Genomic DNA, 21203 nt, shown 5'->3' on the forward strand with positions numbered 1-21203 from the left:
GCAACATGATCCGCCTCGACATGAGCGAGTACCAGGAGAAGCACACCGTCAGCCGCCTGGTCGGCGCACCCCCCGGATACGTCGGCTACGAGGAGGGCGGCCAGCTCACCGAGGCCGTACGCCGCAAGCCGTACTCCGTCGTCCTCTTCGACGAGGTCGAGAAGGCCCACGCCGACGTCTTCAACACCCTGCTCCAGGTACTGGACGACGGCCGGATCACCGACGCCCAGGGCCGCACCGTCGACTTCCGCAACACCGTCATCATCATGACCTCCAACCTCGGCTCCCAGTACCTGCTCCAGGACGCCACGGCCGGCGGCGAGATCAAACCCGAGGTACGTGACCTGGTGCTGGGCGAACTCAACAGCCACTTCCGGCCCGAGTTCCTCAACCGGGTCGACGACATCGTGCTCTTCCACCCGCTCGGACTGGCCCAGATCGAACGCATCGTCGACCTGCTCCTCGACGAGCTGCGCCGCCGGCTCGCCGACCAGCGCATCACCCTCACCCTCACCGAGGACGCGCGGCGCCTGATCGCCGCCGAGGGCTACGACCCGGTCTACGGGGCCCGGCCACTGCGCCGCTTCATCTCGCACGAGGTCGAGACGAAGATCGGGCGTGCGCTGCTGGGCGGTGACGTCCGCGAGGGCGCGACGGTCGTGATCGACGCCCGGGACGGCGAACTGGCCGTCGGCTTCCGGGACGAGTCCGAGGAGTCCGCATGAGCGGGCGGAGCCCGCGAATCATCTGGGGGTGCGCGTTGCGCTCGCGCCCGACGAACGGAGAGAGGAGGGCCGCATGAGTGCCGAGGCTACCGTCCGCCACGGAGCCATGGTCTGAGCCCCATCCGCGACCGTCCGAGGGAGTGAGCCGTGACCACCGCACAGACGCCCGTGCCGACACCGGACCCCTACGGCGCCTTCCCCCGGCTGACGGACGACCAGATGGCCGTCCTGCGCACCTGCGGGCAGCGCCGGCCGGTCGGCGCGGGCGAACTGCTCTTCCGGGAGGGCGAACTCAGCGAGGAGTTCTTCGTGGTCCTGCGCGGCAGCGTGGCCGTGGTCGAGGGCTACGGCGGCCCGGAGAACACCATGCAGCTGTACGGCCCCCGGGGCTTAATCGGTGAACTCGGCCTCCTGGAGGGCCAGCCCGCCTTCCTCACCGCCGTGGTCCGCGAACCCGGCGAGGTCCTCGCGGTGTCCTGGGCCGACCTGCGGGACCTGCTGGTCCGCGAACCCCCGCTCGGCGACCTCATCCTCCGCGCCTACCTGCAGCGCCGCGTCATGCTCGCCGGACACGGCAGCGGCTTCCGGATCATCGGCTCCCGGTTCTCCCCGGACACCCGCCGGCTGCTGGAGTTCGCCTCCCGCAACCGGCTCCCGCACCGCTGGGTCGACCTGGAGCAGGACACCGAGGCCGAGGCACTGCTGCGCCGCCTCGCCGTCACTCCCGAGCAGACCCCCGTGGTGCTGTGGCGCGAGGACCGCGTGCTGCGCAACCCCTCAACCGCCGAACTGGCCCGGGTGATCGGCCTGCGGACCGACCCGGCCGTCGCGGCGGTCTGCGAGCTGCTGGTGGTCGGTGCCGGACCGGCGGGTCTGGCCGCTGCCGTCTACGGGGCCTCCGAGGGGCTGAGCACCATCGTGCTGGAGGCCGTGGCCGCCGGCGGCCAGGCCGGCACCTCCTCCCGGATCGAGAACTACCTCGGCTTCCCGGCCGGCATCTCGGGCGCCGACCTCGCCGAACGGGCCGTCCTCCAGGCCGGGCGGTTCGGCGCCCGGATCACCGTCCCGGCCGAGGCCGTCGGCCTGGAACAGGAGGGCGGCCACCACCTGGTACGGCTCGCGGACGGAGCCGCGATCTCCGCCCGCACGGTGGTGCTGGCCACCGGCGCCCGCTACCGGCGCCTGCCCGCGCCGGGCTCCGAACGGCTGGAGGGCCTCGGTGTCCACTACGCCGCCACGCTCTGGGAGGCGAGGACCTGCCGGCTGGACCCGGTGGCCGTGGTCGGCGGCGGCAACTCCGCCGGCCAGGCCGCGCTCTTCCTGGCCGCCCAGTCGCCCGCCGTCCACCTGCTGGTACGCGGCGGCGACCTCGACGCCTCGATGTCCCGCTACCTGACCGACCGGATAGCCCGGCACCCCGGGATCGAGGTCCTGCTGAACACCGAGGTGCAGGAGGTGACCGGCACGGACCGGGTCGAGGCCGTCCTGGTACGGGACAACCGCACCGGCGAGCAGCGTGTGCTGGCAGACCGCGCCGTGTTCGTCTTCATCGGCGCGCGTCCCTGCACCGCCTGGCTCACCGGCGCCGTCGGCCTGGACTCGCACGGGTCCGTCCCCACCGGCCAGGACGCGGTCGGCACCGCCCCGGCCGAGCTCTGGCGCCATCTGGCCCGCACCCCGCTCGCCCTGGAGACCGACCGCCCCGGGGTCTTCGCCGTCGGCGACGTCCGCACCGGCTCGGTCAAACGGGTGGCCTCCGCCGTCGGCGAGGGCGCGATGGCCGTCCGCCTGGTCCACGAACACCTCAGGGTGGTCGGATCACCCATCATCCGCTGACAGCCGCCCACCCCACGAGCCACAGCAGGTGAAGCAACCTGCCCGTCAGGCGCGCCCGCCCGCGCCGGTGTCACCGTGGGGCGGTGGAACCGCCGGCCCGGACTCCAACTCCGCCACCCGGGCCAGCAGATCGTCCCGGCCGATGGCGTCGGTCCTCGTCGCCGGCACGGTGCAGGCGTGGGCTCCGGCGACGGCACCGTAGAGACCGCACCGCAGCGGCGCCGCTCAGCCAGCCGAAGAGGAAGCCTGCCGCGAAGGCGTCGCCGGCGCCGTTGGAGTCCACGACCGGCCCCGGGGGCGGGACGGCCGGAAGACGGGTCAGCTCGTCGCCGAGCAGCAGCTGTGCCCCCTCGGCTCCGGCGGTGGCGACGACCACCCGGGCGCGGCCCCGCTCGGCGATCCGCCGCATGGTCCGCTCCGGGTCCGCCAGGGCGGTGGCGGACAGGAAGACGATGTCCAGAAAATACCGGCAAGCAGTTCCGGTCGCCCCGGGAGCCTTCGGTGAAGCAGCCGGCACTATGTCAATCCCGCTGGGAGGCAAGGGCGGTGAGGCGCGGTGCCAGCGCTGCCGGGCTCGGCATCGCCGCGATCTCCGCGCGGACTTCGCGCGCTGCCCCGGCCAACGCGTCGTCGGTGATCAGCCGTTGCAGCAGGGCCGGGTCGATCTCCCCGGCGGTCGCGCTCAGCCCGGCCCCTCGCTCGTGCACCGCGTCCGCCGTGACGAAGCGGTCGGAGCCGTCGGGCAGCACCAGTTGCGGTAGGCCGGCGTCCAACGCGGCGAGCGCGGTACCGCTGCCGCCGTGGTGGACCGCAGCCCCGCAGGTGCCGAGCAGCGCCCGCCACGGCACCCAGCCGTAGGACCGCACGTTGTCCGGCAGCGCGCCGAGCGTACTGAGGTCGAGGTCGCCGGTGGCGAGCACGAAGTCCGCGTCGACGTGTGCCGCCGCCGCGATCACTCGCTCGATCCTGGTCAGCCCGTCGGTCTTGGGGGGAACGGTGCCGAGCGTCACCGCCACCCGCGGGCGGTGGGCGGGCGCGGCCAGGCGCTCGGGCAGCGGGCCTTCCCCGTTGTAGGAGACCGGCCGCATCGACCAGCCGTACCGCTGTCCCGCTGCCATGCTCGGCGGCGCCAGGTCGATGGTCTCGACGTGCTCCGGCAGCCGGTGGACTCCGTGCCGGGCGAAGGTCTGCGCCATCTCCGCGAGCATCAGCGCGCGCAGTCCCGGGGTGCGCACGAACCCCAGGTCGTGCTGCACTGCGGGCACGCCCAGGCTCGCGGCTGCGAGCAGCGCCGCCGGGAAGAGGTACTCGTACACCACCAGGTCCGGCCGCCACCGTGCGGCGAGTTCGACGGTGGCGTCGGCCACGGCGTTGTTGACGTGTGCGGCCAGCGGGACGAACGCCTCCCGGTCGGCCGCGTTGGTCTCGACCACACGCTTCAGCAGATCGGGCCGCCGGGTGCGGCCGGCCTCGCGGATCTCCCGGCGCCAGTCCAGACCGGGGGAGAGGGGCAGGAACGGCAGCCCCGAACCGGCGACCGCCTCCCCGCCGTCCATCGAGGCCACCGCGACCTCGTGGCCGAGCTCCCGCAGCGCCCTGGCCAGCGGGACCAGCGGGAAGAGATGGCCGACACCGGGTGCGCCGGCGAACAGGACACGCATAAGGACCCCAGAGAGTGGTGCGGACAACGTGGTTCAGCCGGCGGCCCGGTGCAGGGCGGTCTCGAGACCGTCCAGTACCGCGTTGCAGTCGCGGAGCAGCGTCGCGGCGTCGGTGGCGCTCAGCAGGTAGACCCCCAGCCAGTTGCGCGACCCCGCCGACGGATCGAAGACCGGTGTCGGCCGACCCGTCGGCATGGCGAACGCGGGCACGGGCTCGATGGTGCTGCCCGGTGACAGCAGGCTCTGCCAGTCCACCGCCTGCGGGTTCCAGACCGGCCTGGTCCGCCAGGGCACACCGGCCGCGTCGGTGGGGACGACGGCCACCGACGCGGCCGCCCTGACTCCGTCGGTCAGCATGGCCGCGGGGTACGCCACCCGCTCTCCCAGGAGCTGGCGGACCAGCATCCCGATGGGATCGACCCCGAACACCTCGTGGATCTGCCGGGTCGTCAGAAGGCCGCCGAACCGGGCCGCGGTCTCGATGACCACCAGCCGTCCGTCCTTCATCAGCTTGAGCTCGGTGTGCGTGCCGCAGGTCTCAAGTCCGAGCGCGTCGACGGCCTGCCGCGAGACGTCCTCGATCCGGCGTTGCAGGGGCACCGGCAGCACGCACGGGGCGGTGCTGGCCACCTCGACGAACGACGGTACGGTCGGCAGCTTGGCGGTGATGGACAGGGGGTGGTAGACGCCGTCCGCGACGATGCCCTCCACGCTCACGTAGTCGCCGTAGCCCTGTTCCTCGTACCAGCCCTCGGTGGAGCCCTGTGCGATCTCCTCGACCAGCCGGTGCCGGTCGGTGTCCGGTGCGTACAGCTCGTTCATGCCCACCCGACTGCCGGCGTGGAGCGCCGGTTCGATCTCCGCCCAGGCCGGGACGGCGTCCGCGGGCGAGGTCAGCACGAGCTGGGCGACCGATCCGGCGCCCCAGGCCGGCTTGAGCAGCAGCGGGGGCGTCAACTCGGCCAGGGCGGTGTGCAGGTCCTGGACGCTGTCGACCCGGCGGAACCGGGGGATCGGCACCTGGGCCGCGGCCCAGGTCTCCCGCATCAGCCGTTTGTCCCTGGCCCGGAGGATCCCCGGTCCGGCACCGGCCAGACCGAGCCGGCTCGCGGCGTGCGCGACGGCCAGCACCGCGAACTCCGACAGGGTCAGGACGGCGTCGGCGCCGATGGCCTTCGCGTGCTCCACGATCAGCTCGACCAGGGCCTCACCGCGCGGCGGATCGGTCACCAGGTCGATGCCGGTACAGCAGGGCCGCCACACGTCCGCTCCGGTCGTGGGCAGCGGTGCGAGCGCGAGTACGTGCAGCTCGCCGCAGGCGGCCATGCGCGGGAACGCGTACTCCAGCGGTGCGCCGCCCTTGACGTAGACGTAGAGGATCTTGTTCAACTGGCTTTCTCCTGAGAACGGTTCAGGTGCCGCCGCACCGGGTGCCGGGGGCGGGGGCGGGACGGGCCGGTGGGCCGGTACCGGGTGTCGCGGGTCAGGCCGCGGTCTGGAAAGGGCGCAGCTGGAGCAGGCTGATCCGATCGCCGTCGATCGCCCACTCGATGTCGACCGGAGCGGCGAAGGTGTCGTCGGGCGCGAAGTGCGACTGGAACAGCCGGCTCATCAGGGCCAGTCGGCACAGGACGTCCTTGGTCGCGGCGTCCAGGTCGCAGGAGGCGGATCCGAGCGACACCGTGCGGCTGCCGCCCTCGACCGTGTTGCACAGGTACTGGAGCGGGGCGCCTTCGCCGGAGACGACCTCGGTCACCGAGTGCTGGGAGATGTTGAGGTAGACGTTGCGGAAGTCCTGCGGGTTCAGCGGGTTCCAGGTGACCAGCACACCGCCGGTCGTTGCGCCGACCTGCTCCTGGACGATCACACCCATGTAGCACCGCTCCAGGGGGATGCCCGCCTCGTGCTGGAGGGCCACGGCGCGTGGGGAGAGCAGGGAGGCCCACACCTCCCTGACGCCGTCGAGGACCGCGTCCGTGGTGGTGAGGTCCGGCACCGACTGGTAGAGCCCGGCGGCGGAGAACCCGGGCAGGTCCTCGGCGTTGGACGAGCTGCGGGCCACGAAGCGGGAGACGCCGGACAGGTGCCGGACGAGCGCGCGGTCGATCTCGGTGCGGATGCCGTCCGGGACGGGGGTGCTGCGGATCAGCCGCTGCAGTTCGAGGCAGAGCTGCTCGGTCTGCTCGGTCTGCTCGGTCTCCGAAGTACCCGGCTCTAGCGCGCTCTTCAGCCGGGTGAGAGCCTGTCGGATCTCCGGCGAGGACTCCAGGAAGCGCTGCTGGAGGGAGAACGGCAGCACGATGCCCCGGGGCACCTCGGCGTACTCCTTCATCAGGAGTTCCGCGCTCGCCGTCAGAGCGTCGTCGTCGGCGCCCGGGACGCCGAGCTGCCGTGCGAGGTAGCGCAGCAGGTTCGTCCGGGGCGGCCGGGGGACGCGGTAGAAGCCGAACCAGCGCGGCGAGCCGTGCTGGAGCAGATCGCAGAGCTCGCCGAGGTTGGCGGCCTTGGTACCGAACCGGCAGTGGTCGCCCATGCGCAGCTCGGACAGGGAGGTGACCGGGGTCGGTGCGAGCTCGGGCCGGTCCAGCACGATGTGCTCGGCCGCCCGTGGCCGCAGCCGGCCGCCGTCGGAGAGCTGTTCGGCGGGTTCGAGGAGGACGTCGTGGGCGTCGGCCTCGACCCGGTAGCCGACCCACCGGCCGTCGAGGCCGGCCCGGTCGATCCGGTCGATGATGCCCAGCCGGACGGCGTTGGGAATCCGCCACCCGGCGGCCATGACGTTGACATGGGACAGCGGGGTGGTGTGTTCGGCGCTGATGATGCCCGACAGCCGGGGGATGTCCTCGGGCACTCGGGGCATCACGATGATGTCGTGCCATTTCAGTGGGTCCGTGTTGGCCCGGTATTCCTCCTCGGACCGGAACACCCGCAGCCGGCCGTGGGCCGATCCGGGGTTCAGCGATACGAAGGACGCGGCGCCGTAGAGCTCGTGGGACAGGACCCGGGGTATCTCGGACTCCGGGAGGTCCGCGACGTAACCCTCCTGCAGGTGGTTGGCCGGTTTGAGGAACAGCGGCAGCGACCGGTCGACGTGGCCGCGCACGGAGTGGTAGAAGAACCGCAGCATGTCCTTGGACATGGTGTCGACGTCGACGGTCTCCAACGACAGGAAGCTCTCCGGCCGCCCGCTCTCCGCAGCCTCCCGGGTGTGCAGCGCCAGTGTTCCCAGGTAGAAACGGCGATCGGGGTTTCGATAGACGTCGTCGTTGAAAGAATCGAGGCGCAGGGCCAGCTCGTCGATGGATATACCGAGTATGTCGCGTGCGATGTAGTGGACATGGAGAATACCGTCGGCGCTGTCGATGAAGTGGATCGTCGACTTGGTGCGGTCGATCACGATTTTCACGTAGGGGTAGCCCCCCACGGTACCGGCGAGCTGGGAGAACACCGGAAGGGTGAGTTCGTCGCCCGCACCAGAAGGCCAGGTGGTCGCCTCATTGCGACCCGGACGGGAAATGCGCACGGTTCAGCCATTCTTCATCGTGTACACGGCCAGGTGTACACCGGGCCGGAAGGTGGTACGGCTACGCACATATTGCCACCAGATCTGCACGACTGATGGATACTCTGGACGAATTCAAGCCAGGAGGTATTGATTCGGCCATTCGGATCTCGTCGGTGAATCACCGCGGCTTTACCCGGAAATCCGGGATCACGGCCAATGACCTGCGGGTTCGGTGGCGCAGGAGCTTGTGTGGGTGAGGTCAAGGTGTGGTAAAGGTCACAGGGTGGCGATGGACTCGGGTGGGGCTGAGGTGCATTGCGCGAATTCCCGGAACGCCGAATTCCGCCCGACTCCCGGTCCGGCGGTCCTCGGACTTCCTCGGCCGGTCGGCGCATGATCCCCCGGTGATCCGACGGCCTGAATGATCGCCATGTATGCATCAAGATTGATCATCTCCATGGACCGTCGCCATGGATCGCCTCCATCGACCGTCTCCATGGATCGCCTCCGCACGGCTCGGTTCTGCCGAAGTGCCGGGGCGCGGTCGTGGACCTACTGCGGCCGTACATCTCCCGGTACTGTGCTCGCCACCAACATCCCACCGGGGAAAGGGTGTTCCGTGGCGATCGCGCGCAGGTCGATACTCAAGGGATCATCGGCGGCCGGCGCCGCCCTGGCGGTGGGAGGCGCCAAGGAGGCCTCCGCCGCCGAACCGGCCTCCCCGCCCGGGTCGTTACTCCAGTCGCGCCCGCACCGGCTCGGGGCGCCGAGCGTGAGCGGACTCCATCTGCAGTTCGGCACCGACCCGTCCGCCGAGATGACCGTCTCCTGGATCACCCCGCAGTCGGTGGGGCGCCCGCAGGTCCGGCTCGGTTCGCCGGAGGGCGGCTTCGGCCGGGCCTTCGACGCCGGGACCAGGACGTACCGTGACGGCCTCTCCGGCGAAGAGGTGTACGTCCACCACTGCCGGCTCGCCGGCCTGCGCCCGGCGACCACCTATCTCTACGCGGCCGTGCACGACGGCGCCGTCCCGGAGACGGGCTCGTTCACCACCGCACCGCGCGGCCGCGCGGCCTTCACCTTCACCAGCTTCGGCGACCAGGCGACCCCCAACCTCCGCAGGACGATCACCCTTCCGCCGGACGTCCCGTCACCGACCGGAGGCTTCCCCCTCTACAGCAGCAGCCAGGTCGGCTCGGCCGCGTCCGCGGACATCGTGGCCGCCGTGGAGCGGGTCGGCCCGCTCTTCAACCTGGTCAACGGCGACCTCTGCTACGCGGCGGCCGGCAGCCGCTTCGGGCAGAGCCGGGTGGCGACCTGGGCGGACTGGTTCATCAGCAACAGCCGCTCCGCCCGGCTGCGCCCCTGGATGCCGTGTGCGGGCAACCACGAGAACGAGAAGGGCAACGGCCCCATCGGCGCCTCGGGCTACCAGACGTACTTCGAACTGCCCCGGTCGTCCGCCTCCTCGGACCAGGAGACCCGGGGGATGTGGTACGCGTTCACGGTCGGCGCCGTCCGCTTCATCAGCCTCGCCAACGACGACGTCGCGATCCAGGACGCCGGGGACAGCTATGTGCACGGCTACTCGGGTGGAGCTCAACGGGTCTGGCTCGAAAGGGAGTTGAGGCTGGCGAGAGCCGACAGGGCGGTCGACTGGATCGTGGTCTGCATGCACCAGCCGATGATCTCCAGCACCAAGTCCGGCAGCGGCAGCGACCTGGGCGTACGCACCTCCTGGGGCCCGCTCTTCGACGCGTACGGAGTCGACCTGGTGGTCAGCGGCCACGAGCACCACTACGAGCGCTCGCACCCCGTGCGCGGCTCGCTGCCCAACGAGACCCGCACCCCGGTGCCGGTCTCGACCCGGAAGGACGTGATCGACACCGGCCGGGGCACCGTCCATATGGTGATCGGCGGGGGCGGGAACTTCGCCACCTCCCAGGGCGACCTCTTCGACAAGCCGTACGGCCGGGTCATCGTCTCGCTCGGCAGCCAGGTGGGCAATGTCCTGCCGCACCACCGGGATCCGGTCTGGGTCACCGAGGACGCCCCCTGGGCCTCGGTCCAGGACCGCCAGCACACCCATGGGTTCGCCGCGTTCGACGTCGACCCCGGTGACCGCAGGAGCGGCCGGACCCGGATGAGGGTCACCTACTACACCTTCGACGGGCCGCACGGCGACCTGACACCGGTGGACACCTTCACCCTGGAGCGGCCGCGCTCCGACGCCGACGGCTGACGCCGGGCCCGCCGCCGCCCCGGACGCCGCACCCCGGTGCCGTGCTCACGGTGTGTCCGGCGTCGAGGTGCGGCGGCCGGGGGCCGAGGTCAGCGCAGGCGGCGGATCCACACGAAGCAGAAGGCGGTCAGGGCGGCGGCGACGACCAGGCTGATCCCGGCCTCGGTCCACAGCATCGGCCACTCGGCGCTCGGCGGCTGGTAGTCGGAGTACGCCTGCACGATCTCGCTGTGGTGCGCGATGCACTGGGCGGGTTCGGACGGGCAGACGGCGGTTCCGTCGGGCAGCGTGTTGATCCAGTCGTTGGCCAGCGGAATTCGCAGTCCGTCGGCGGTGAGGTAGCCGTTGCCCAGGGTGTACGACTCCAGCGGCGCACCCGTTTCGAGGTGGCCGACGCCCACCAGGGGTGTCCGGCCGCTCGGCTGGAGGACGGTCACATGGGCGGCGGCCACGGCCTGCTTCGCGGGCAGGAGAACGAACCGGAAGTGGTCCACCAGCAGCCGGACGGCCGCGGTGAGAGCGGCGGTGACGGCCATCGCGGCCACCACCCGGCGGACCACCAGGCCGGTGGCCGCGCCGATCGCGACCGAGACGACGCAGAACCCGACCATGGCCGGTCCGCTGGTCGCCCGGCTCATCCAGGTGAACCAGTGGTAGTAGCCGGGCACCGCGAAGCGGCCCTCGACCACGTGGACCCACCAGGTGGAGACGGTGGCGAGCACGGTGGAGCCGACCAGTGTCACAGCCAGCGGTATGCCCAGCCGGGCGGCCAGCCAGCGCCGCCGGGAGACCGACTGCGTCCAGGCCAGCCGGTAGGTGCCGGTCTCGAACTCCCGCGCCAGCAGCGGCGCCCCGAGGAACAGGCCGAGGGCGGGCGGCAGCGCGGCCAGGAGCCAGCCGGTGGCCAGCACCATCAGCTGCCACTTCTGGTCGAGGCCCTCCGCCAGGCCGGAACCCGACCCCTGGCACTCGGGCGGGAAGTAGACGACGTTGCAGCCCTGGATGTGGTGGGCGGTGACGTAGTCGCTGATGGTGCTGCCCAGGAAGAGCAGCCAGCCGCAGACGGCGAGCAGCACGGCGGCGGCGACGGCGAGGGCCGTCCGCTCCTGGCGGTAGCCGACCCAGCTGACGCCGTGCAGCACCCGGCGGGGCCGGGCCGGGGTGAGGGTGCCGGTGGTCATCGGGCGGCCCCCGCTCCGGCGGCGGGACGGGCGCCGGGTGTGAACAGCGCCGGGGCGTCGGGCGAGCGCAGGTAGGAGAGCAGGAGTTCCTCCAGGGTCGGTTCCGCCACGTCCCAGTCGATGTCGAGGTCCGCCGTCGGTCGGATCATGGCGGTCACCTGACGGCCGGTCCGCCGGACCTCGACCACGTGGTGTCCGTCGAGTTCGGGTACCGGGTCGTCCCCTTCGTGGGCGCCGACGATCCGCCGGTGGGAGACGAGGAGTTCGTCCACGTCGCCGGCCAGCCGGACCCGGCCGTCGCCCAGTACCAGGACGTAGTCGCAGACGCCGTCCAGCTCGGCGAGCACATGGGAGGAGATCAGAACGGTGGTGCCGTTCTCGACGGCCTCGGCCAGCACGAGGCCGGTGAGCTCCTGGCGGGCGACCGGGTCGACGTCGGAGAGCGGCTCGTCGAGCAGCAGCAGGTCGGGCCGCTTGCCGAGGGCCAGCGCGAGGGCGACCCTGGTGCGCTGACCGCCCGACAGTCCGCCGACCCGGGCGGACATCGAGAGGTTGCCGTGCCGGACGATCCGCTCGGCGGCCTCCTGGTCCCAGCCGGGGTTGAGCTCGTGGCCGGCGCGCAGCGTCTCGGCGACGGTCAGGCGGGGGTAGAGCGGCTTGTCCTGGCCCAGGAAGGCGGTCCGGCGGCGGGCCGCAGGCGTGCCGGGAGGCCCGCCGAACACCTTGATCTCCCCGGCGCCGGGAGTCAGCAGGTGGGCGGCGAGCGACATCAGGGTGCTCTTGCCGGCCCCGTTCGGGCCGACCAGCCCGCAGATCCGCCCGGCCGGCAGCCGGAAGTCGCAGTCGCGCAGCGCCCACTGCCTGCGGTACTTCAGGCCGAGGCCGATCGCCTCCAGGGCCGGGGGGTCGTCCGCCAGGTGATCGGCGGGGTCAGGTATGGGGTGGCTCACCCGGGCTCCTCGTCGGCCTTGTCGGTGTCGGTCGTGCCGGTGGTGTGGGTTGCTGAGGCCGTCCCGGCCGTGCCGGTGGTGGCCGGTGCGGGGCCGGCGAAGCCGCTGTCCAGGGCGATGGTGATCAGCGCGGCGGCGTCCTCGCGGTCCAGTCCCGCCTCGCGGGCGTGCCGGACCCAGGCGGCCAGTTCCGCGTGCAGCGGGGAGTCCGCGACGGTCTGCGGTTTGGCGAGGGAACGCCGTACGAACGTGCCCACCCCCCGGCGGCTGTCGACCAGCCCTTCGCGTTCCAGCTCGCGGTACGCCTTGAGCACGGTGTTGGGGTTGATCGCGGTGGCCTGCACCACCTCGCGTGCGGTGGGGAGTTGGTCACCGGGGCGGAGCACGCCCAGCCGCAGGGCGCGTTTGGTCTGCTCCACGATCTGCAGGTACGGGGAGAGTCCGCTGTGCCGGTCGATGAGGTACTCGACCATGCTGACCGCCATTCCACTAGTTATCTAGCTAAATCCTGCCCAGCTCGGAGGGCCTCCGTCAAGCCTGGCCTTGACAGGGCCGGGTCGGCTGCACACCATTCCACTAGTTAACTAGTGAAGTGGTGTGCAGATGATCGACAACTTGGCCCATCGACGCGTGCTTCCTCGGACGGCCCCCCGGCGGACCTGGCCGGGCCCGCAGCGGATGGCCCTCGCCGTCACCGGGCTGTTCTTCGTCCTGTACGTGCTGGTGTCGGTCCGGCGGCACGAACGGATGCTGAGTGCCGCGTACGACCTGGGGATCTTCGAGCAGGCCGTCCGCGCCTACGCCCACGGCGGGGCGCCGATCGCGGAGTTGAAGGGCCCGGGCTACAACCTGCTCGGCGACCACTTCCACCCGGTGCTCGCCCTGCTGGCCCCCGCATACCGGCTGTTCCCCACCCCGCTGACCCTGCTGGTGGTCCAGGCGGCGCTGATGGCCCTCGCCTGTCTGCCACTGACCCGCTGGGCCCACCGGACGGCCGGGCCGGTCGCCGGACTGGTGGTCGGCTGCTCGGTGGGCGCCTCCTGGGGGATCGTCTCGGCGGTCTCGTACGACTTCCACGAGATCGCCTTCGCCGTGCCGCTGCTGGCCTTCGGCACGGAGGCGCTGGCCGCGCGGCGGTGGCGGGCCGCCGTGCTCTGGGTGCTGCCGCTGGTGCTGGTCAAGGAGGACCTCGGGCTGACCGTCGCGGCCGTCGGGGCGTACATCGCCTGGTACGGGCGGGGGAGGCGGGCCCGGCGGCTGGGCCTCGTGGTGGCCCTGTTCGGGGTGGCCGCGACCGTGCTGGAGATGACGGTCCTGCTGCCGCTGGCCAACCCGCACGGTGCCTTCGACTACTGGCACCAACTGCCAGGTACGGCCGACTCGGCACCCTCCTCCGACGGCAGCGTACCGGGGCTGCCGCTCCGGCTGGTCTGGCCCCCGGTGAAGTGGCTGCTGTTCGCCATGCTCGCCGCGCCGACCGCCGCAGCCGGCCTCCGCTCACCACTCGTCCTGCTCTGCGCACCCACCCTGGCCTGGCGCCTGCTGGCCGACAACGTCCATTACTGGCAGCCGAGTTACCACTACAGCGCAGTGCTGATGCCGATCCTCTTCGCGGGCCTGGTCGAGGTGCTCGGACGCCGGGCCGACCTCCGTCGCCCGGCCGTGCTCAGGCGGATCCTGCTCGGCTGCGCCGCGTTCGCCGCGCTCACCACCGTCGTCTACCCGCTGCACGATCTGTTCCTGCCGTCGACCTGGCAGACCTCGGCCCATGTCCGCACCGCACACCGCCTGTTGGACCGAATACCGGACGGCGCCTCGGTGGCGTCGAGCAACCGGCTCGCCCCGCTGCTGGTGTCCCGCACCACCGTCGGCCTGGTCTGCCGCGAGCCCGGCCCCTACGCCGCCACCCCGCCCGACTGGGTGGTCGCGGACCGTACCGACCCCACCGTCAGAACACCGTGCGCCGCCGCGCAGACCGCCCGAATGCTCGACGTCTACCGGGCCGCCGGGTACCTGACGATCGCCGAGGAGGACGGCATCACCGTCCTCCGCCGGCCGTAGCGGGCCCGGCCCTGGCACCGGCCCTGGCCCGTGCTCAGCGGGGTGGCGTGACCAGCCCCATCTCGTAGGCGGTGATGACGAGTTGGACCCGGTCCCGGGCGCCCAGTTTGCCGAACAGCCGTGACACGTGCGTCTTGGCCGTGGCGACCGTGATGAAGAGGTCCTCCGCGATCTCGGTGTTCGAGCGGCCGCGGCCGACCAGGGTCAGCACCTCCCGTTCCCGTTCGGTGATGCCCTCGACCGGCCGTGGGGAGTGCTCCGGGACAGCCCCGGGGCGCCCGACGAAGTCGGCGATCAGACGGCGTGTCACACCCGGTGCGATCAGGGCGTCGCCGGCGGCGACCACCCGGACCGCCGCGAGGATGTCGTCCAGCGCCATGTCCTTGACCACGAAGCCGCTCGCGCCGGCCCGGAGCGCGCCGTAGACGTGGTCGTCCTCGTCGAAGGTGGTCAGGACGAGGACGCGGGTCGCCGTCAGACCGGCCGTGATCTGGCGGGTGGCCTCGATCCCGTCCATGCCGGGCATCCGGATGTCCATCACCACGACGTCGGGACTGACCTCGCCGACCAGTTGGACCGCCTGGGCACCGGTGGCGGCCTCACCGACGACCTCCAGGTCGGGATGGTCCGCCATGATCACACGCAGACCGGACCGCACCAACGGCTGGTCGTCGGCGAGTACGACCCGGACGGTCATCGGGTCTCCACCGGAACTCCGACGGCCTCGGGCAGCGGGAGCCGGGCCGCCACCCGGAAGCCGCCCTCGGGACGCGGCCCGGCGCTGAGCCGGCCGTGCAGCAGGCCGACCCGCTCCCGCATGCCCACGATGCCGAAGCCGTGGGCCGAGCCGTTCCCGGTGCTGCCGCGCCCGTCGTCGACGACCTCCACAGACAACTCCCCGTCCCCGTAGCCGATGGCCACCCGGCAGTGCCCGGTGCCCGCGTGGCGGACCACGTTGGTCAGCGCCTCCTGCACGATACGGTAGGCGGACAGGTCGATGTCGGCCGGCAGCGCACGCTGCTCCCCGCTGCGGCGCACCTCGACGCGGACCCCCGCGTCCGCGGTCGCCGCCGCCAGCCGTTCGAGGTCCGCCAGGCCCGGCGACGGCGCGAGCGGCGCCTGGCCCGAGGCCGCGTCCGGGTCGGCCTGACGGAGTGCCACCAGCGTGCGCCGAAGGCCCGACAGGGTCTCCCTGCTGGTCGCCTCGATGGCTCGAAGTGCCTCGCGCGCCTCCGCGGGCTGCGTCTCGATGACCCGGCTCCCCACCCCGGCCTGGATGGCGATGATGCCGATGCTGTGCGCGACCATGTCGTGCAACTCCCGTGCGATCCGCAGCCGTTCGGCGGTCACGGCCTCGGCCACCTCCTGCGAGCGCAGCGCCACCGCGTGCTCGCGGCGCTCGCGGCTCAGCAGACCGACCATGCAGGATGCGGCCATCGCCAAGAGGGCGATCACGACGTTGACGGTCACGTTGTCCCCGTGCGCGAAGCCGCCGATCACCAGGAGTTGTACGACGAACGAGACGGCCGTGGCGACGATCGAAGCCCGCCGCGTGCGGGTGGCGACGATGAAGCCCAGGACGAAGTCCACCGCCAGGTACGACAGGAACTGGCCCTGATACGACACCGACACGCTCGCATGGTGGGAACTCGGGGTGCCCACCACCATGGCGGTGGACCCGAAGAGCGTCATGGCCAGAGCCAGCAGCGGCATCCGTCGCAGCACACCGACGAGCAGGCTCACGGCCAGCAGAGACCCGACCGCGTGGACCGTGCCCGAAGCCCGCGGCATACCCCCCACCAGCAGACCCACCACGAGGAGGTAGAGGACACCGCCCGCCCAGGCCATGACCTTCGTTCTCGTCATCGGCGCTGCGCCCTTCCGAGCGGGAGGTTGCGGTGCGAAGCGCGCGCAGGCAGCTGCGTGGTCGGTGTGGTGTCCATGCCGCGAGACTAACCAGCCGCTGCCCGCTCGGCATCGACCCGGGGATGTACGCCCGCCGGCCGACCCGGCCGCGCGAGTGTCGCCCACGGACCGATGCCCGGACGGCGGACCGCCCGGCAGGGTTGCCCCTGTGATCGAAGTCAACGAACTCACCAAGCGCTACGGCAGCAAGACCGCCGTCGACCAACTGTCCTTCACCGTCCGGCCGGGCCGGGTCACCGGGTTCCTCGGCCCCAACGGAGCGGGCAAGACCACCACCCTGCGGATGATCCTCGGCCTGGACGCACCCACCGCCGGAACCGCGACCGTCGGCGGCGTCCCCTTCCGCAGCCACCCGCGCGGACTGCGGCACGTCGGCGCCCTCCTGGACGCCAACCAGGTCCACGGCGGACGGAGCGCCGCGGCCCACCTGTCCGCCCTCGCCCGCAGCAACGGCATCCCGCTGCGCCGGGTGGACGAGGTGCTGCAGGAGGTGGGCCTGGCGGAGGCGGCGGGCCGCCGCATCGGCGGGTTCTCGCTCGGGATGAAGCAGCGGCTCGGGATCGCCACCGCGCTGCTCGGCGACCCTCCCGTGCTGATGTTCGACGAGCCGATCAACGGCATGGACCCGGAGGGCGTGCTCTGGGTGCGCCGCCTCTTCCGGCGCCTGGCCGCCGAGGGCCGCACGGTCTTCCTCTCCAGCCACCTGATGTCGGAGATGGAGAACACGGCCGACGAGCTCGTCGTCATCGGCCGGGGTCGGCTCATCGCCGCCGAGTCGGTACGGGACTTCGCGGCCCGCAGCACCCGGACCAGCGTCCTGGTGGGCACGCCGCAGGCCGCCGAACTGGCAGCGGTGCTGGCCGGTGCGGGCGCGTCGGTCGAGCCGGAGGGCTCGGCGGGGGCCGAGCGGCTCGCCGTCACCGGGCTGGCGGCGGACCGGATCGGAGCGCTCGCCTTCGGGAACCGGATCGTGCTGACCGAGCTGACCACCCGAACCGCCTCACTGGAGGAAGCCTTCATGGAACTCACCGCCGACAGCGTCGAATACCTGGCAGGACAGCCCCGATGACCACACTCGCCTCCGTCCCCCCGGCCACCCCGGCCGCGCCCGTCGCCGAACCGCCCGTCCGCTTCCGCGATTTGCTCGCCTCCGAGTGGATCAAGATACGGTCGCTGCGCTCCATCCCGTGGGTGCTGGCCTTCACCACCCTCTTCGTCATCGGATCCGCGGCCGTGGCGGCGCTGGCGGACTACCACCACCTCGCGGACCCCGGCCCGAACCCGCGGCAGTCCCACGACTTCCTGCCCTTCGACGCCTATCCGCCGGGCGGCTACTGGACGTTGATGCTCGTCGCCGGCAGCATCGGCGCCATCACGGTGGTGAGCGAGTACAGCAGCGGCCTGATCCGCACCACCACCGTGGCCGTCCCCGCCCGCGGCTCGGTGGTGCTGGCCAAGGCGGTCGTCACCGCCGCACTCTGGACCGCGGTCGGCACGGTCGTCTCCACCGGTTCCTTCCTGGTCTCCCAGGCCATCCTGAACGGGCGGCACGCCGGAGTCCCGATCACCCACCCCGGGGTCCTCCGGGCCCTGGCCGCGTCCGCGCTGGTGGCCCCGGTCTGCGCACTGTTCGGCCTGGGACTCGGCGTCCTGATCCGGCACAGCGCGACGACGATGGTCACCAGCACCTTCACACTGATCATCCTGCCCCCGCTCTTCTCGACGCGGACCCTCTGGTCCGCCGACGTCAACCACGCGATGCCGGTCAGCGCCTGGCAGCGCCTGGTCGAGAACTGGTCACCGGATCCCGACTCCCTCGCGTTCACCGCCACGGTCCCCGGCTCCTGGATCGTGTACGCGCTCTGGCCGCTGATCGCGGTCACGCTCGCGGTGGTCGTCGTACGGCGCCGCGACGTGTGAACGTGCCTCCGGGAGTGTGGGGTCGGGGCTCCGGCCGTCGACGCACGGGCCCCGCCGTGGGCCGGCCTGCCGCTATCGCGGTCTGTTCCGTACGGCGTCGAGGACGGCATCCACCGCTTCGTCGGGGGACGGCGTCCGGAGTGGTCCGTCCCCGGCCCGGGGGCCGAGCACCTCCCAGCCGTGGACCACGACCGCCGGCTTGCCCGCACGCATGGCCAGCGCCACCTCGCTGAGTGTGCCCCAGCTGCCTCCCACCGCGATCACGGCGTCGCTGGTGCTGACGATCAGGCCGTTGCGGAGCTCGCCCAGTGCGGTGGCGACGGCCACGGACAGGAACGCGTTCCCGGCGTCGCGGTCCGTGCCCGGCAGGAGCCCCACCGTGGTGCCGCCCGCGTGACGTGCGCCTTCGCAGGCCGCCTCCATCACACCTCCCAGGCCACCGCAGACCACCACGGCGCCGTGCCCGGCCAGGAGAGTGCCGACGCGACGTGCCGTTGCGCTCTCCTCCCGCGTTGCGTCACCCGGACCCACGACGGCGACGTAGGGGCAGAACGGGGGTGCCGAGGCAGCTGCGGACATGCCGTTCGTCTCCTCCAGTCGGACAGCGGAGCCCTCCCCAGAGGCTTATAGCACCTGAACGCTTCGCCGCCCGCGAGACCCGCAGGAGAACCGGTCTCCCGGTGGACCCGTCTCCCCTGGGAAGGCCGGGCCGTCGCCCCGGCACGCGGCGATACCGACAATCGGCGATCGTCGCTGGAGACAGGCTCTGTCGGATGTCCGGGATCCGGGGCAGGATGATCCGTATGAACGACGAAGCACCGCTCAGCCGGGCCGATCAGGTCCGCCTGTACCTCGCCACGGTCCAGGCCCGCATGGACCCCGACCAGTTCAGGGTGCTGGGCCGCCTGGTCACGGGGTCCGTCGGGCTGCTCACCTCCCGGAGCGACGAGATAGGCATCGACATCCGCGCCGAGGACCAGGTCCACCTCACCCCGGAGGTGACGGACGAGTTCCTGGTCGTCATGTCCATCCTGGCCACCGGCAGGATGGTCCAGCAGGTCGTCGACCTCGGCGACGGCGCAGCCACGGTGCTGGACACGGACGCAGCCGCCGACGCGGTCAAGGTCCAGGAGATACGGGAGTGGACCGCCGAACAACGCCTCAGGCGGGGAGAGGCCGACGCTGTCCTGCGTGGCATCGTCGACGCACCGCAGACCTGACCGGTCCGGGGTTCCGAACCGGGACGGCCCGTGTGCCGGAAGTCGCGGCCGGCCGGCCCTGTTTCCCAGGCCGGACGGATCTTCGTGGTGGACCCGCCCCGCAGCCCCCCGCCGACCCGACCCCGGCCCAGGTCCTGACCTTCGCCCGGCTGCACGCCCTCGTCTCCGGCACCTGCGACGCACGCCTCGGCGCCGAACACACGCAGCCGGCATCGCACCGGCCCGACCGGGACTTCCGTCCGGCTCACCCGCCCCGACCGCCGGCGCCGCCCACGACTGGCTCTGCGCCGCCCTGGACGCCCAACTCGCCAGCTAGGTCTTCTCGTTCGGGCCATCCGGCCACCCCTTGCTCCCCTAAGTACCCCTGGCAGGGGCAGGCTGCTCGGCGCCCGGTTGCACATACTTGGCCGCATGGACAAGAGGTCGCAGCCGGGGCAGTCCTGCGGGCGCGCCGATCGCGGCTGCGATCGGCGGACGTCGGGCTGTCGGTGTTCGCTTCGTGAGGCCGAAGCGCCTCGGCGCACCAACCAGTGCGGTGCCAATGCTCCGGTCGAACTGGTGCTGACCGAAGAGAACTGACGCCGACTCGCCCAGACGCCCAGACGCCCAGACGAACAGTCGACATCGGTTGCGGGGAGCCCGGCGTGCTCACCGGCATCGCGGAATCGAGCGATGCCGGTGAGTGGCCCCACGCCCCCGAAAATCCGTGGAGGAACCAGGAAGAAGCTACTGGCAGTAGTGAGTTGCCTCGCCCTGGCCGCTGGAATCGGCACCATCGCTTCGGTGCCGACGGCAGCCGCCGCTGCTGTACCCGGTGCCGCGGTCCGCTTCGCCGCGCACTTCGACCTCAGCCGGGGTCAGACACCCGAGAACGTCACGCAGGAGCCCGACGGCGACCTCGACGTGACGTTCTCGGTGTCCCGGCAGGTGGCCAGGGTCGGTGCCGACGGTGCGACGCGCATCCTGGCCACCATGCCGCTGCCCGCTGACGGCGGGGTCAACACGCCGGTCCTGCACTTCGCGGCCACCATGGGCATCGTCCGGGGCCAGGACGGAACCCTGTACTGCCTGTATGCGGCCGGCAGCGCCGACCTGACCGGCGTGTGGCGGATACGTCCGCACGGGAATCCGGAACGGATCGCAGCCCTGCCCGCCAACGGCCTGCCCAACGGAATGGCGCTGGACCCGCGAAGCAGTGTGCTCTACGTCGCCGACAGTGTGCTCGGCACGATCTGGACCGTTCCCACCACCGGCGGTGCGGCGGCCGCCCGGACTCACCCGGACGGTCGACCCGCGCAGACCGCTTCGGCGCCTCCCGCCCGGGGTGAGTGCGGCGCCGCCGAGCGGGATCGGTGTGCGGATGATCTGCTGGGGCAGGCGCGGGCCGGACTTCGCCCCCTCGCGCGCCGTCCCGGCGCGCCCGTCCCCGGAGGACTCCATGGCTGACTTCCTGACCGATGTCCATGAGCTGCGGGCCAAGGCCCGCGCCGAGATCATGAACGGCCCGGTCACCGATGCGTACCACGCGGACCTGCCCCGGGTGATCGAACTGCTCAACACCGCCCTGGCCACCGAGATCGTCTGCACGCTCCGCTACCGCCAGCACCACTTCATGGCGAAGGGGCTCGACTCGGAGCCGGTCGCCCAGGAGTTCCTGGAGCACTCCAACGAGGAGCAGGGGCACGCCGACCTGCTCGCGGGCCGGATCGCCCAGCTCGGCGGCACACCCGACCTGGACCCGGAGCGGGTGGTCGGACGCGCCCACTCCGAGTACGTCCCCGCCACGGACCTCAGGCAGATGATCCGGGAGAACCTGGTGGCGGAGCGGATCGCCATCGCCTCCTACAGCGAGATGATCGAATGGCTCGGGGACGGCGACCCGACCACGAGGCGGATCCTGGAGGAGATCCTGGCCCGCGAGGAGGAGCACGCCGACGACATGCTCACCTTCCTGGAGTCCGACCGCTGAGACCGCT

The 21203-nt window shown here is 71.8% G+C and carries 19 protein-coding genes; 9 read left to right on the forward strand and 10 right to left on the reverse strand.

The annotated features are described in order from the left end of the window. Both UK12_RS04525 and UK12_RS04530 read left to right on the forward strand, forming a co-directional pair. Window positions 1-725 (forward strand): AAA family ATPase (locus UK12_RS04525; RefSeq protein WP_045299775.1); only part of this gene is annotated, 725 nt, incomplete at its 5' end. A 147-nt stretch (window positions 726-872) separates the two neighbouring features. Beyond that, window positions 873-2561, forward strand: a complete 1689-nt coding sequence (locus UK12_RS04530) for an FAD-dependent oxidoreductase (protein WP_045299777.1) — start codon at window positions 873-875, stop codon at window positions 2559-2561. A gap of 70 nt (window positions 2562-2631) precedes the next feature. Here the strand turns inward: UK12_RS04530 and UK12_RS04535 are convergent, their stop codons facing one another. From UK12_RS04535 to UK12_RS04550, 4 genes are all read right to left on the reverse strand, one after another. Further along, on the reverse strand, window positions 2632-3078 hold the full coding sequence (locus UK12_RS04535; RefSeq protein WP_231591040.1) for a PfkB family carbohydrate kinase: 447 nt from the start codon (window positions 3076-3078) through the stop codon (window positions 2632-2634). 4 nt (window positions 3079-3082) lie between these two features. Next, entirely contained in the window at window positions 3083-4222 is a 1140-nt protein-coding gene (locus tag UK12_RS04540; protein ID WP_045299779.1) for a nucleotide disphospho-sugar-binding domain-containing protein, read from the reverse strand. Between the two features lie 33 nt (window positions 4223-4255). After that, entirely contained in the window at window positions 4256-5611 is a 1356-nt protein-coding gene (locus UK12_RS04545) for an ATP-grasp domain-containing protein (RefSeq protein ID WP_045299781.1), read from the reverse strand. A gap of 94 nt (window positions 5612-5705) precedes the next feature. Beyond that, window positions 5706-7745, reverse strand: a complete 2040-nt coding sequence (locus UK12_RS04550) for a PEP/pyruvate-binding domain-containing protein (RefSeq protein ID WP_045299783.1) — start codon at window positions 7743-7745, stop codon at window positions 5706-5708. Window positions 7746-8346: 601 nt separating this feature from the next. Between UK12_RS04550 and UK12_RS04555 the strand changes: the two genes are divergently transcribed. Continuing rightward, window positions 8347-9969 carry a purple acid phosphatase family protein gene (locus UK12_RS04555; RefSeq protein WP_045299785.1) on the forward strand — a complete coding sequence of 541 codons (1623 nt, stop codon included), beginning with the start codon at window positions 8347-8349 and terminating at the stop codon, window positions 9967-9969. An 89-nt stretch (window positions 9970-10058) separates the two neighbouring features. Here the strand turns inward: UK12_RS04555 and UK12_RS04560 are convergent, their stop codons facing one another. Genes UK12_RS04560 through UK12_RS04570 form a run of 3 tightly spaced genes read right to left on the reverse strand, consistent with a single transcriptional unit; the run spans window position 10059 to window position 12585 of the window. Then, window positions 10059-11150: an ABC transporter permease gene (locus UK12_RS04560; RefSeq protein ID WP_045299787.1), complete on the reverse strand. Its 1092-nt coding sequence runs from the start codon at window positions 11148-11150 to the stop codon at window positions 10059-10061. Next, window positions 11147-12100, reverse strand: a complete 954-nt coding sequence (locus UK12_RS04565; RefSeq protein WP_231591041.1) for an ATP-binding cassette domain-containing protein — start codon at window positions 12098-12100, stop codon at window positions 11147-11149. The genes UK12_RS04560 and UK12_RS04565 overlap by 4 nt, the downstream gene beginning before the upstream one ends. Next, the gene (locus tag UK12_RS04570; RefSeq protein ID WP_442973770.1) at window positions 12097-12585 is read right to left on the reverse strand and encodes a GntR family transcriptional regulator; all 489 of its coding nucleotides are present in this window, start codon (window positions 12583-12585) and stop codon (window positions 12097-12099) included. Before UK12_RS04570 ends, UK12_RS04565 begins: the two co-directional genes overlap by 4 nt. A gap of 118 nt (window positions 12586-12703) precedes the next feature. Here UK12_RS04570 and UK12_RS04575 point away from each other — a divergent pair, with 118 nt between their 5' ends. Then, window positions 12704-14161, forward strand: coding sequence for a DUF2079 domain-containing protein (locus UK12_RS04575; RefSeq protein WP_082119313.1), 1458 nt, complete (start codon window positions 12704-12706; stop codon window positions 14159-14161). A 34-nt stretch (window positions 14162-14195) separates the two neighbouring features. On the opposite strand, the gene UK12_RS04580 is transcribed toward UK12_RS04575, so the two are convergent. Both UK12_RS04580 and UK12_RS04585 read right to left on the reverse strand, forming a co-directional pair. Next, window positions 14196-14858, reverse strand: a complete 663-nt coding sequence (locus tag UK12_RS04580; protein ID WP_045299792.1) for a response regulator — start codon at window positions 14856-14858, stop codon at window positions 14196-14198. Next, window positions 14855-16027, reverse strand: coding sequence for a sensor histidine kinase (locus tag UK12_RS04585; protein WP_045299794.1), 1173 nt, complete (start codon window positions 16025-16027; stop codon window positions 14855-14857). Before UK12_RS04585 ends, UK12_RS04580 begins: the two co-directional genes overlap by 4 nt. Window positions 16028-16235: 208 nt before the next feature. Between UK12_RS04585 and UK12_RS04590 the strand changes: the two genes are divergently transcribed. Together UK12_RS04590 and UK12_RS04595 are read left to right on the forward strand one after the other, a co-directional pair. Continuing rightward, entirely contained in the window at window positions 16236-17156 is a 921-nt protein-coding gene (locus UK12_RS04590; protein WP_045299796.1) for an ABC transporter ATP-binding protein, read from the forward strand. Next, window positions 17153-18007: an ABC transporter permease gene (locus UK12_RS04595; protein WP_045299798.1), complete on the forward strand. Its 855-nt coding sequence runs from the start codon at window positions 17153-17155 to the stop codon at window positions 18005-18007. Before UK12_RS04590 ends, UK12_RS04595 begins: the two co-directional genes overlap by 4 nt. A gap of 72 nt (window positions 18008-18079) precedes the next feature. On the opposite strand, the gene UK12_RS04600 is transcribed toward UK12_RS04595, so the two are convergent. Next, the gene (locus UK12_RS04600; protein ID WP_045299800.1) at window positions 18080-18586 is read right to left on the reverse strand and encodes a TIGR00725 family protein; all 507 of its coding nucleotides are present in this window, start codon (window positions 18584-18586) and stop codon (window positions 18080-18082) included. A gap of 224 nt (window positions 18587-18810) precedes the next feature. Between UK12_RS04600 and UK12_RS04605 the strand changes: the two genes are divergently transcribed. The 3 genes from UK12_RS04605 to UK12_RS04615 all read left to right on the forward strand — a co-directional run bounded on the left by UK12_RS04605 (window position 18811) and on the right by UK12_RS04615 (window position 21196). Beyond that, entirely contained in the window at window positions 18811-19227 is a 417-nt protein-coding gene (locus tag UK12_RS04605; RefSeq protein ID WP_052681531.1) for a hypothetical protein, read from the forward strand. A 783-nt stretch (window positions 19228-20010) separates the two neighbouring features. Beyond that, window positions 20011-20673 (forward strand): hypothetical protein, encoded by a 663-nt coding sequence (locus tag UK12_RS04610; RefSeq protein WP_156178533.1) that lies wholly within the window; start codon window positions 20011-20013, stop codon window positions 20671-20673. Next, entirely contained in the window at window positions 20666-21196 is a 531-nt protein-coding gene (locus UK12_RS04615; protein ID WP_045299802.1) for a ferritin-like domain-containing protein, read from the forward strand. The genes UK12_RS04610 and UK12_RS04615 overlap by 8 nt, the downstream gene beginning before the upstream one ends. Window positions 21197-21203 lie beyond the last annotated feature (7 nt).

The organism is Saccharothrix sp. ST-888, assembly GCF_000955975.1.
Taxonomy (GTDB): domain Bacteria; phylum Actinomycetota; class Actinomycetes; order Streptomycetales; family Streptomycetaceae; genus Kitasatospora.